Genomic DNA, 11,083 nt, shown 5'->3' on the forward strand with positions numbered 1-11,083 from the left:
CACGGTTCGGCTCAGTCAACCACAGGCAGGAACGGAGCTCTCCTCGCTGCTGAGCTTGTGCAGATCTTCCATCACCCCATGGCTGGCGGCCAGGTGCGCCAGACGCAGCGCGCTGACCACCGAAAGGGCCTTGCTGCTGCCGTGGCCGATCACGCAGACCCCATTGACGCCGAGCAGCAGGGCGCCGCCGTGCTCGGCATGGTCGAGGCGCTTCTTGATCCGCACCAGGTTGCTGCGCAGGAAGGCGGAGCCCACCTTGCCGCGCCTGCCCCGGGGCAGTTCGGCCCGCAGCACATCGAGCAGCACGCTGCCCACCGACTCCAGGAACTTGAGCAGCACGTTGCCGGTGTAGCCGTCGCAGACCACCACATCGAAGCTGCCGGAGAGGACGTCGCGGCCTTCGCAGTTGCCGGCGAAGCGCAGCCGCTGCTCGGCGGCGAGCAGGGCGTAGGCCTTGATGGTGAGCTCGTTGCCCTTGCAGGCCTCCTCGCCGATGTTCAGCAGGCCGATGCGGGGCTGGGGGATGCCGAGCACGTCGCGGCTGTAGATGCTGCCCAGCAGGGCGAACTGCTGCAGGTACACCGGCTTGCAGTCCATGTTGGCGCCCACGTCGAGCACAAGCACCTGCCGGCCCGGGTCCTTGGTGGGGAAGAGGGCGCCGATGGCGGGGCGGTCGATGCCCTTGAGCCGTCCGAGCCGGAAGATCGCCGAGGCCATCACCGCACCGGAGTTGCCGGCGGAGTACACCGCCGCCGCCTCACCGCTCTTGACCAGGTCCATGGCCATGTTGATGCTGGCGTCGCGCTTGCGGCGCACCACCGTGGCTTCCTCGTCCATGCCCACCGAAGGGCCGCTGGCGACCAGCTGCAGCAGACCGGCCTGCAGGCTCTCGCGCAGGTCGTCTTCCAGGTTCAGGGCGGCCGCGGCCTGCTGCACCGCCGCGGCTTCGGCCACGAAGCGGATCTTCACCGGCAGGCAGCGCACGGCGGCCAGGCAGCCCTCGAGGATCGGGCCGGGGGCATGGTCTCCCCCCATGCCGTCGACGGCCATCCAGATGCGGTCACGGTCGCGGATCGGAGCGGACCCATCGCCACCGGTCTGCAGGCGCCGGCGGGGGTAACTCATCAGCGGCTGCAGCACTGTGCCGGCAACCGATCCCGCCATGGTGCCTGCGGAGGAGGCCACCGAACCTGCCGCCGAGGCCATCGAGCCGGCCACCGAGGCGGCGGCGGAAGCAGCGGAGGCGGCAGTGCTGGCTGAGGAGGTGGCCGTGTCAACCAGGCTGGTGACCGTCGCATTGCGGCGATACCAGACCACCAGCCGGCGGATCGCGCGGCTGGGTTTGGCGCGGCGTTGTCTCAGTTCTGAATCAGAGTCCTTCGGAGGCAACGGCTTCCACGATGCGCTGGAACAGGTAACCCGTACCCCGTGCGGTGAGGATCAGCTCGGGGTTGGCTGGATCATCTTCCAGTTTGGAACGCAGCCGTGAGATGTGGACATCCACCACCCGGGTGTCCACGTGACGCTCGGGGGTATAACCCCAGACCTCCTTGAGAATCTCGCCGCGACTGAAGGGCTCACCCGAACGGCTGACCAGCAGCTCCAGCAGGCTGAACTCCATGCCGGTGAGGCGGATGCGCTCTTCGCCCCGGTACACCTGGCGCTTGTTGGTGTCGATGCGCAGCTCGTTGACCTGGATCACGCCGGAGTTGGGGATGCCCACCACCTGCTCCTTCTCCACCCGGCGCAGCACGCAGCGGATGCGGGCCTCCAGCTCCTTCGGGCTGAAGGGCTTCACCACGTAGTCGTCGGCACCGAGCTCTAGGCCGGTGATGCGGTCGGCCACGTCGCCCAGAGCGGTGAGCATCACGATCGGCACATCGGATTCCTTACGGAGCTCCTGGCAGACGCCATAGCCGTCGAGCTTGGGCATCATCACGTCGAGCACCACCAGATCCGGGCTGGAATGGCGGAAGGCCTCAAGCGCCTCCACGCCGTCACAGGCGGTGACGACGTCGTAGCCGATCATCGTGAGGCGGGTTTCGAGAATCCTGCGGATGCTCGCCTCGTCGTCAACGACCAGGATGGTTTCCTTGGCGGAGGAGGAAGCCGTCATGGTTGCGCCGGCCTGGGTACACAAGTCCTGACCACTGAACTGGTCGGAGGGGCGGCAAATTCACCCAACGCCACCATTCTTCACACACCGCCGTGGCCCGATCCGCACCGCTGTTCATCTGCCAGGCCTGTGGAGCTCAGACCCGCCAGTTCTTCGGCCGCTGCCATGGCTGCGGTGCCTGGAACACGCTGGTGGAACAGAGCGGCCCCGCCGCTGATGGCCGCCGCCGCCGCGCCGCCCCTGAGGGCGCGCCTGCCCGTACCGGTGCGGGCGAGAAGGTGGCCCAGGCGCCAGGGCGTCCCCGGCGCTCGGAATCGATCCTGATGGCGGTGGAGCGGCCGCTCCAGCGGTTGCCCAGCGGCTTCGCCGAGTTCGATCGGGTGCTGGGCGGCGGGCTGGTGCCCGGGGCGCTGGTTCTGGTGGGGGGCGATCCCGGCATCGGCAAATCCACTCTGCTGCTGCAGAGCGCCCAGGCGCTGGCCGCCATCACCTCGGTGCTCTACGTGAGCGCCGAGGAGTCGGCGCAGCAGGTTCGCCTGCGCTGGAGCCGGCTCGCCCCGCCAGATGCCGGCGCTGCGGAGCAGCCGGTTGGGGCCGATGGGGCCGTGCCGGCGGGTGCCGGGCTGCAGCTGCTGGCGGAAACCGATCTGGAGCTGGTGCTGCAGGAGCTTGAGGCGCTGCGGCCGGCGGTGGCGATCATCGACAGCATCCAGGCCCTGCATGACGACCAGCTCAGCAGCGCGCCGGGATCGGTCGCCCAGGTGCGCGAATGCGCCGGTGCCCTGCAACGGCTGGCCAAGCGCCAGGACACCGCCCTGCTGCTGGTGGGGCATGTCACCAAGGAGGGGATGCTGGCCGGGCCCAAGGTGCTCGAACACCTCGTCGATGCGGTGCTCACCTTCGAGGGCGACCGCTTCGCCAGCCACCGGCTGCTGCGGGCGGTCAAGAACCGGTTCGGTGCCACGCACGAACTGGGCCTGTTCGAGATGCGCGACCGGGGGCTGGCGGAAGTCACCAATCCCAGCGAGCTGTTCCTCGGCCATGACGGCCCCGCCGCCGGCACCGCCACGATCGTGGCCTGTGAAGGCACCCGCTCGCTGGTGGTCGAGCTGCAGGCCCTGGTGAGCACCACCAGCTACGCCAGCCCACGCCGCACGGCCACCGGCATCGGCATCAACCGGCTGCACCAGATCCTGGCCGTGCTTGAAAAGCACATGGGGCTGCCCCTCTCACGCTTCGATTGCTACCTGGCGGTGGCCGGTGGCCTCGACGTGGAGGAGCCGGCGGCCGATCTCGGCGTGGCCGCGGCGGTGGTGGCCAGCTACCGCGATCTGACCCTGCCGGCCGGCACGGTGCTGGTAGGGGAGCTGGGGCTGGGGGGGCAGCTGCGGCCGGTGGGCCAGCTGGAGCTGCGCCTCCAGGAGGCGGCGCGGCTGGGGTTCCGCCGGGCGGTGGTGCCGCGCGGCAGCGGCCTCGGGGCGATCGCCGCCGGGCTTGATCTCCAGCTGCTGGAAGCCGCCACTGTGGCGGAGGCCCTGGTGGCCGGGCTGGGGTTTGACCCTGCTGCCGACTGAGCCGGGCCGGCGGCTCCACCCTGCCCCGGCCAGGCCACACCCCGCCCCGGGCAACGCCCTGCCCAGGCGCCCCGACGAGGCTCAGAAGTAGACGTCGACGTTGCCGCGCCCGCTGGTCTTGAGCCAGTTCTGGGCTTCGATGTAGTTGTTCGGCGCCATGCGGATCGCCTTGGTCCAGTAGTCGGCGGCGCGGGAGAAGCAGCGGTCCGACTCATCGGTGTCGCCCCGTTCTTCCGCCAGGGAGCCGAGGTGGTGGTGAATCACCGCGATGTTGTTGAGGGCCTGCGGCATGTGCTGGTTGAGATCCAGCGCCTGCTCGTAGAACTCCAGCGCCTTCTGGTGATCGCCGTTGCTGGTGAACACCAGCGCCATGTTGTAGAGGATGAAGGCCTTGTCGTTGGGGTCGTCCTCCAGCTTCAGGGCTTCCTCGTAGTTCTCCAGCGCTTCGGCATATTCGCCGTCGCCCTGGGCGCTCATGCCGTCGCGGTAGTACGCGAAGGCCTCCTTCGCCCGCCGGTTGGTGGGAATCACCTTGAGGATCAGGTCCGCCATGACCGTGAAGCTCTTGTCGATGAAGTTGTCGTTGCGTTGGCTGCGGGGCACGGGAACGGTCTGGTTTGTGGACCCATCCTGACGCCTGCGCGGCGAGCCAGCTTCTGCCGGAGGCCATCCCTAGCCTGAAACCCAGCTGCCGATCCCAGTGGTTCAGGTTTCCCCCGGCCCCGCCGTCTCACCGCTTCCGGCTGCACCGTCTCCCTGCCCCCTGGTGCCGGTGCTGCTCGAGGTGGACGGCATGAAGTGCGGGGGCTGCGTGCGTGCGGTGGAGAAGCGCCTGCTGGCCGTGCCCGGTGTGCACCAGGCAAGCGTGAACCTGCTCACCCACACCGCCTGGGTGGGCCTGGCCGCTCCTGTCGAGGCCGCGCAGCCAGGCCTCGACACCCAGGTGGCGGCCCTGCTGGCCAGCCTGGAGGGGCTCGGCTTTGCGGCACGCCTGCGTGATCAGTCGCTGCCGGCACCCACGGCGGCCGAGCTGGCCCAGCGCCATCGTTGGTGGCTGGAGTGGCGCCAGCTGATCGCGGCGCTGACGCTGCTGGTGGTGTCGGTGCTGGGCCATCTGGCGGAGGCGGGCAGCCTGCCGGCATCGCTGCTGGCGTCCCCGCTCGGAGCCCTGCTGGCGGCGCTCTGGTTCCACGCCCTCGTGGCCACCCTGGCCCTGGCGCTGCCGGGTCGTTCGATCCTGGTGCGCGGCGCCCTGAGCGCCTGGCACCGCATGCCCAGCATGGACACCCTGGTGGGCCTGGGCATGGGCAGCGCCTACCTCGCCAGCCTGGCGGCCCTGCTCTGGCCGGCGGCGGGCTGGCCCTGTTTTTTCAATGAGCCGGTGATGCTGCTCGGCTTCGTGCTGCTGGGCCGCTTCCTGGAGGAACGGGCCCGCTTCCGCACCGGCCGGGCGCTGGAGCAGCTGGCCCAGCTCCAACCCGAAACGGCGCTGCTGCTGGTGGGCGATGGCCCCCCGCGAGAGGTGCGGGTGGGAGGGCTGCGGCCCGCTGATCGGTTGCAACTGCTGCCGGGCGACCGGGTGCCGGTGGATGGGGTGGTGCTGGAGGGCTGCTCGGCGGTGGATGTGTCGAGTCTCACCGGTGAACCCCTGCCGCTGGAGGCCCGCCCGGGCTGTGAGCTGGCGGCCGGCATGCTCAACCTGCAGGCGCCGCTGGTGCTGGAGGTGACCCGCGCCGGTGCGGAGACGGCCCTGGCCCGGATCATTGCGCTGGTCGAGCAGGCCCAGGCCCGCAAGGCGCCGATACAGCGCCTGGTGGACCGGGTGGCCGGCCGTTTCACCGTGCTGGTGCTTGTTCTCGCCCTGGCCACCTTCCTGTTCTGGTGGCTGTGGGGCACCCGCCTGTGGCCGGACGTGCTGATGGTGGCTCCGCTGCTGGGCCATGGGGCCGGGGCTGCTCACAGCTTCGGTGGGCACGGCCTTGGTGGTATGGGCATGGGCGGCCCCAGCCACGGGCTGGCTGGGGCCGCCGCCGAGACCCCGTTCAGCCTGGCCCTGCAGCTGGCGATTTCCGTGCTGGTGGTGGCCTGCCCCTGTGCGTTGGGCCTGGCCACCCCCACGGCGATCACAGTCGGCTCAGGGCTGGCGGCCCGGGCTGGTGTGCTGTTCCGGGGCGGCGATGCGATCGAGACCGCCGCGCGTCTGCAGGCGGTGCTGTTCGACAAGACCGGCACGCTCACCCTGGGCCGCCCCCTGGTGGTGGCGATCGAGCTGTCCCCCACGGATCCAGCTCACCAGCTGGCGGCCGAGCTGGTCGACGCCGATGCCCTGATCCGTGTGGCGGCCAGCCTGGAGCAGCAGACCCGCCACCCGCTCGCCCATGCCCTGCTGCAGGAGGCGGAGCGCCGCCAGCTTCCTCTCTGGCCGGTGAGCACCTGCGTCACCTTCGCCGGGACCGGGGTGGAGGGGGAACTGGAAGGGGTCAGCGGCCCTTGCCGGGTGGGTCGCCTCGACTGGCTGGAGCAGCGAGGGGTTGGTCTGGGCGCTCCGCTCCGCCAGCGGCTCACAGCACTGGAGGCCGACGGCGGCTCGGTGTTGGCCGTGGCGGTTGGCAGCCGCCTGCTGGGCCTCGTGGCGGTCCACGACCAACCGCGCGCCGATGCGGTCGCCACCGTGCAGGAGCTCGGTGCCATGGGGCTGAACCTCGGCGTGCTCAGCGGTGACCGGCAGCCTGCCGTGCGGCGCCTCGGTGAACGGCTCGGCTTGCCGGACGACGCCCTTGCCTGGGAACTGCGCCCCGAGCAGAAGCTCGACCAGATCGTGCGCTGGCAGCAGTTGGGGCCGGTGGCGATGGTGGGCGATGGCATCAACGATGCGCCCGCTCTGGCGGCGGCCGATCTCGGCATCGCCGTGGGCACCGGCACCCAGATCGCTCAGGACACCGCCGATCTGGTGATCCTTGGCGACCGCTTGTCCTCGCTCGTGCTGGCGCTGCAGCTGGCGCGGCGCACGCTGGCCAAGGTGCGCCAGAACCTTTTCTGGGCCTTCGGCTACAACCTTGTGGTGCTGCCGATCGCGGCCGGCGTCCTGCTGCCAGGCTTCGGTGTGGTGCTCTCCCCACCCCTGGCGGCCCTGCTGATGGCGATGAGCTCGATCACCGTGGTGGTGAACGCGCTGCTGCTGCATGGTCCAGCCTGACCCCGATCGCCCCAGGGGGCGCTTTCTCGTGCTGGAGGGCATCGATGGCTGTGGCAAGACCACCCAGCTCAAACGCCTGCAGGCCTGGTTGCCCAGCAGCGGCCTGCTGGCGCCCGGGGCGGAGCTGGTGGTGTGCCGCGAGCCGGGAGGGACGCCGCTGGGCCAGGCGCTGCGGCAGCTGCTGCTGCATCCGCCGGAGGCGGCCAGCCCCTGCCCCACCGCGGAACTGCTGCTTTATGCGGCCGACCGCGCCCAGCACGTGGAGGCCCGCATCGCGCCCGCCCTGGCGGCGGGCCATTGGGTGATCAGCGACCGCTTTGCCGGCTCCACGGCCGCCTACCAGGGCTATGGCCGTGGCCTGGATCTCGCGTTGATCGGCCAGCTGGAGGCCATCGCCACCGCCGGCCTGACGGCCGACCTCACCCTCTGGCTGGACCTGCCCCTGCCGCTCTCACTGGAGCGTCGCGGCCACCGGCCCGCCGATCGGATCGAGTCGGCGGGACTGCCCTTCCTGCAGCGGGTGGCTGGAGGATTCGCCCAGCTGGCGGCGCAGCGGGGCTGGGCGCGGGTGGAGGCTGCCGCTGCTCCCGAACAGGTGGCGGAAGCGATTGCGGCGCTGCTGCGGTGCCGTTTCGCCGCTGCTGGTGGCTGCGATGGCTGATCTGTTCGCCGACCTGATCGGCCAGCCCCAGGCCGTGGCCCTGCTTGCCGCGTCGCTGCAGCGCCAGCGGCTGGCGCCGGCCTACCTGTTCAGCGGGCCGGATGGGGTGGGACGGCGCCTGGCGGCTCTGCGCTTCCTCGAGGGCGTCCTGGCCGGGATCGCTGGTTCAGCCCCGCTGCGACGCCGGCTGGAGGAGGGCAACCACCCGGATCTGCTCTGGGTGGAGCCCACCTACCAGCACCAGGGCCAGCTGATCCCCCGTTCGGAGGCGATCGCCCAGGGAGTGGCGAAGCGGTCGCTGCCCCAGCTGCGCCTGGAGCAGGTGCGGGCGATCAGCCGTTTCTTGGCCCGTCGGCCGTTGGAGGGCGACCACTGCCTTGTGGTGATCGAGGCAGTGGAGATGATGGCGGAGGGGGCGGCCAATGCCCTGCTCAAAACCCTGGAAGAGCCCGGCAACGGGCTGCTCGTGCTGCTGACCAGCGCGCCCGAGCGCCTGCTGAGCACGATTCGCTCCCGTTGCCAGCAGATCGTGTTCAGCCGGCTGGATCCGGCCTCCCTGCAGGCGGTGCTGCACCGCCGCGCCGATCTCTCACCCGTGGCGGAGGGGCCAGAGGCCGCCGGCCTGATCGCGCTGGCGGCCGGCTCGCCGGGGGCGTTGCTGCGCCACCGGGAGCAATGGCAGGCCCTGCCACCGGGGCTGGCGGAGCGGCTGCTGGAGCGGCCGGGCCAACCGCTGGAGGCGCTGGCCCTGGCCCGTGAGCTCACCGAAGCCCTGGACCTCGATCTTCAGCTGTGGCTGCTCGACTGGTGGCAACTGCAGAGCTGGCGCCGCGATCTCTGCCAGGCCGATCAGCAGCGGATCGAGCGCCTCCGGCGCCAGTTGCAGGGGGCTGTGCAACCCCGGCTGGCCTGGGAAGTGGCGCTGCTGGAGCTGGGCGGATCGCTGGTGTGAGCCTGGGGTTCCAGGGGGATCTGACCGCCACCTGCGCCACACGCCCCTTGACGGACAACAGCGCGAAGTTCTGACAGGCGCCTGGGGAGTCGCTGAAGCAGCGCTCCGGCTGTGTCGGTGCCGCTTCAGCAGCAGATGGTCGGTGGAATCAGGCGGATTCGAGCGAGCGCAGCTGGTCGCGCGTGTCCTGCCGAAGCTCCCGCACCAGCCGCTCCTGCTGTTCCAGCTGGGGGCCAGTGGGCAGTTCCAGGCAGTAGCCGGCTCCGTAGACCGTTTTGATGAACCGGGGTTTGCGCGGTTCGGGTTCGAGCTTGGTGCGCAGGTGGCGCACGTGTACCCGGATGGTCTCGATGTCGTCGTCGGGCTCGTAGCCCCACACTTCCTTGAGGATGAGTGAGGGGGCCACGGTCTGACCGTGACGCTGGAGCAGGCAGTGGAGCAGTTCGAACTCCAGGTGGGTGAGCCGGACGGCTTGATCGAACCAGATGGCCTCGAACCGCTCGGGCACCAGGGTGAGAGGCCCGAAATTGAGAATCTCGTTGTGTTTTTCGGCCAGAGGGGCGCGATCGATGCGCCGCAGCAGTGCTTTCACCCGCACCAGCAGCTCTTCGAGATCGAAGGGCTTGGTCAGGTAGTCGTCGGCGCCGGAGTTGAAGCCGCTCACCTTGTCTTTGGTGCCGCCGAGCGCCGTGATCATCATGATCGGGATCCCGGCCGTGCGCTCATCGCGGCGCAGGCGCTGGCAGAGGGTGAGGCCATCCACCTTGGGCAGCATCAGATCGAGCAGGATCAGGTCGGGATGGGCCTGCAGGGCCAGGGCCTGGCCCTTGATGCCGTCTTCGGCGCATTCCACCTGGAAGCCGCCGTGCATCAGATGGGCAGCCACCAGCTCACGCATGTCCCTGTCGTCTTCGATCAGCAGGATGCAGGGCTTCATGGGCGGCGCAGGGCGGGTGACAGCGGCAATCCGTTGGATTCGAAGAGGCCGTATGAGCTGCTTTCGCAGAAGTATGGGACACGATCCTGGCAACCGCGCCACTGGAACGTGAACAACCGGCAGGCAGCGCTGCGGCAAGGCGAACAGGAACTCCCCGGGCAGGATTCGAACCTGCGACCAATCGGTTAACAGCCGACCGCTCTACCGCTGAGCTACCGAGGATGGCAACCCGGTGAACCTACCCCTCGGTCGCGCCGCCAGGCAAGAGGGAGACCCTGCCGCGAAGGCGCCGGCATAGTTCCGGCCCGTCCTGCCAGCGGCCCATGCGCCCGCTTTCCATCAGCACGGCCCCGTCGCAGCGCTCGAGTTCCTCCAGCCGGTGGGTGATCCAGAGGGCGGTGAGGGGTCGCTCCTGCCGGTGGCAGAGGCGATGGATCAACTCCAGAACCTCCGTCTGGCTGATTGGATCGAGCAGGGCGGTGGGTTCGTCGAGCAGCAGCAGGTCGGCACCGCTGGCGAGGGCACCGGCGATGGCCACCCGCTGTTTCTGGCCGCCGCTGAGCGTGTGGATCGGCCGCCCTTCCAGGCCAGGTAAGCCGACCTGGGCCAGGGCTTCGGCCACCCGCCAGCGCCGCTCCTCACGGCTGAGGCCCTCCGCCAACGAGAGTTGGAGGTCGGTGCCGCAGCTGGGCAGCAAGAGTTGGTGGTCGGGGTTCTGGAAGACCAGAGCCGGCGTGCGCTGGCGGTGAATCCGCCCTCGCTGCGGATCGAGCAGCCCGGCGATCAGCCGCAGCAGGGTGCTCTTGCCGCTGCCGTTGCCCCCCACGAGCATCCACAGCCCTGGACGGGGCACCTCGAGGTTGATGTGGTCAAGGGCGAGGCTGCCGTTGGGCCAGCGGAACCCCAGGTTCTCCACCACCAGCGGAGGATCAGGGGCGGAGAAACCGGCGCTGGCATGGGCCGGTGGCGAGCTGGTCAACTGTCGACGCTGAAGCCGGGACGTTTGGTGCCGGTGCCACCCGCGGCCGAACGTTCGTAGAGCTGAACGGCTACCAGCTCACTGCTCAGCAGGCTGACCCGTTTCTCCTCGGCTTTCTCGCAGCTGAGTTCGAGCACGCGCGGTTGACCGCTCTCCAAGACCGCCTTGATCTGGCCATACAGGGCCTGGGCGTCGGCCAGTTCCTTGCGCTGGACCGAGACGGGCATGGGGCTGAGCTTGAGCGAGAGCTCGACGACGTACACGGTGGTTTCGGTGAGGGCAGCCGCCACTCTGGCGAATGGCGCGACGCTGCGGTTTCCGCTGAAGGGCCGGCCGGCTCCCGGTTGGCTCCGGTTTGGCTCGGGGCTGGATTCAGGGCTGCTTCCGGTGCGGTTCAGACGAGCGGGGCGGCCGCAAGACCTGGGGCTGACGGAGCCGGTGAGTGCAAGTACTCATTGCCCCCGGGCCAGGGCGGCGGAAGCCCCGGCCGCCGGCTGATTTCCGTACAGTGCCCTTGTAAAGCTTCATGAAGCCTCTTCATCATGACGATTGCTGTAGGGCGCGCGCCTTCGGCTCGGGGATGGTTCGACGTCCTCGATGACTGGCTCAAGCGCGACCGCTTCGTGTTTGTCGGCTGGTCCGGTCTGCTGCTGTTCCCCACGGCCTAT

General features: G+C 69.7%; 10 protein-coding genes, 1 tRNA gene and 1 pseudogene. 5 read left to right on the top strand and 7 right to left on the bottom strand.

Annotated elements, in window-relative coordinates:
* Positions 1-15: 15 nt before the first annotated feature.
* On the bottom strand, positions 16-1,389 hold the full coding sequence (plsX, locus tag KBY86_RS11020; protein ID WP_094511603.1) for a phosphate acyltransferase PlsX: 1,374 nt from the start codon (positions 1,387-1,389) through the stop codon (positions 16-18).
* Positions 1,370-2,116, bottom strand: a complete 747-nt coding sequence (gene rpaB / locus KBY86_RS11025) for a response regulator transcription factor RpaB (protein ID WP_094511601.1) — start codon at positions 2,114-2,116, stop codon at positions 1,370-1,372. Before rpaB ends, plsX begins: the two co-directional genes overlap by 20 nt.
* Positions 2,117-2,208: 92 nt before the next feature.
* Here rpaB and radA point away from each other — a divergent pair, with 92 nt between their 5' ends.
* Positions 2,209-3,690: a DNA repair protein RadA gene (gene radA, locus KBY86_RS11030; protein WP_255141109.1), complete on the top strand. Its 1,482-nt coding sequence runs from the start codon at positions 2,209-2,211 to the stop codon at positions 3,688-3,690.
* A gap of 81 nt (positions 3,691-3,771) precedes the next feature.
* Here radA and KBY86_RS11035 read toward each other — a convergent pair whose 3' ends face one another.
* The gene (locus KBY86_RS11035) at positions 3,772-4,293 is read right to left on the bottom strand and encodes a photosystem I assembly protein Ycf3 (protein ID WP_094511597.1); all 522 of its coding nucleotides are present in this window, start codon (positions 4,291-4,293) and stop codon (positions 3,772-3,774) included.
* Between the two features lie 160 nt (positions 4,294-4,453).
* Here KBY86_RS11035 and KBY86_RS11040 point away from each other — a divergent pair, with 160 nt between their 5' ends.
* The 3 genes from KBY86_RS11040 to KBY86_RS11050 are packed head-to-tail and all read left to right on the top strand — an operon-like array spanning position 4,454 to position 8,499.
* Positions 4,454-6,886 carry a heavy metal translocating P-type ATPase gene (locus tag KBY86_RS11040; RefSeq protein ID WP_399221437.1) on the top strand — a complete coding sequence of 811 codons (2,433 nt, stop codon included), beginning with the start codon at positions 4,454-4,456 and terminating at the stop codon, positions 6,884-6,886.
* Entirely contained in the window at positions 6,873-7,547 is a 675-nt protein-coding gene (tmk, locus tag KBY86_RS11045) for a dTMP kinase (RefSeq protein WP_255141110.1), read from the top strand. The genes KBY86_RS11040 and tmk overlap by 14 nt, the downstream gene beginning before the upstream one ends.
* Positions 7,540-8,499, top strand: coding sequence for a DNA polymerase III subunit delta' (locus tag KBY86_RS11050; RefSeq protein ID WP_255141111.1), 960 nt, complete (start codon positions 7,540-7,542; stop codon positions 8,497-8,499). The genes tmk and KBY86_RS11050 overlap by 8 nt, the downstream gene beginning before the upstream one ends.
* A gap of 148 nt (positions 8,500-8,647) precedes the next feature.
* Here KBY86_RS11050 and KBY86_RS11055 read toward each other — a convergent pair whose 3' ends face one another.
* The 4 genes from KBY86_RS11055 to KBY86_RS11070 all read right to left on the bottom strand — a co-directional run bounded on the left by KBY86_RS11055 (position 8,648) and on the right by KBY86_RS11070 (position 10,678).
* Positions 8,648-9,436, bottom strand: coding sequence for a response regulator transcription factor (locus KBY86_RS11055; protein ID WP_094511593.1), 789 nt, complete (start codon positions 9,434-9,436; stop codon positions 8,648-8,650).
* 150 nt (positions 9,437-9,586) lie between these two features.
* Positions 9,587-9,658 (bottom strand) — tRNA-Asn (locus KBY86_RS11060).
* A gap of 16 nt (positions 9,659-9,674) precedes the next feature.
* Positions 9,675-10,415, bottom strand: coding sequence for an ABC transporter ATP-binding protein (locus tag KBY86_RS11065; protein ID WP_094511591.1), 741 nt, complete (start codon positions 10,413-10,415; stop codon positions 9,675-9,677).
* Positions 10,412-10,678 (bottom strand): hypothetical protein, encoded by a 267-nt coding sequence (locus KBY86_RS11070; protein WP_255100680.1) that lies wholly within the window; start codon positions 10,676-10,678, stop codon positions 10,412-10,414. The genes KBY86_RS11065 and KBY86_RS11070 overlap by 4 nt, the downstream gene beginning before the upstream one ends.
* A 279-nt stretch (positions 10,679-10,957) precedes the next feature.
* Between KBY86_RS11070 and KBY86_RS11075 the strand changes: the two are divergent.
* Positions 10,958-11,083 (top strand): annotated as a pseudogene (locus KBY86_RS11075) (photosystem II D2 protein (photosystem q(a) protein)); the annotation flags it as partial.

This window comes from Synechococcus sp. Lug-A, assembly GCF_024345655.1.
GTDB lineage: Bacteria > Cyanobacteriota > Cyanobacteriia > PCC-6307 > Cyanobiaceae > MW101C3.

What these genes read in the sequence shown, in the direction of transcription:
- KBY86_RS11050 (WP_255141111.1), top strand. Translation starts at nt 7,540, where the DNA reads ATGGCTGATCTGTTCGCCGACCTGATCGGCCAGCCCCAGGCCGTGGCC.
- KBY86_RS11055 (WP_094511593.1), bottom strand. Translation starts at nt 9,436, where the DNA reads ATGAAGCCCTGCATCCTGCTGATCGAAGACGACAGGGACATGCGTGAG.
- rpaB (WP_094511601.1), bottom strand. Translation starts at nt 2,116, where the DNA reads ATGACGGCTTCCTCCTCCGCCAAGGAAACCATCCTGGTCGTTGACGAC.
- tmk (WP_255141110.1), top strand. Translation starts at nt 6,873, where the DNA reads ATGGTCCAGCCTGACCCCGATCGCCCCAGGGGGCGCTTTCTCGTGCTG.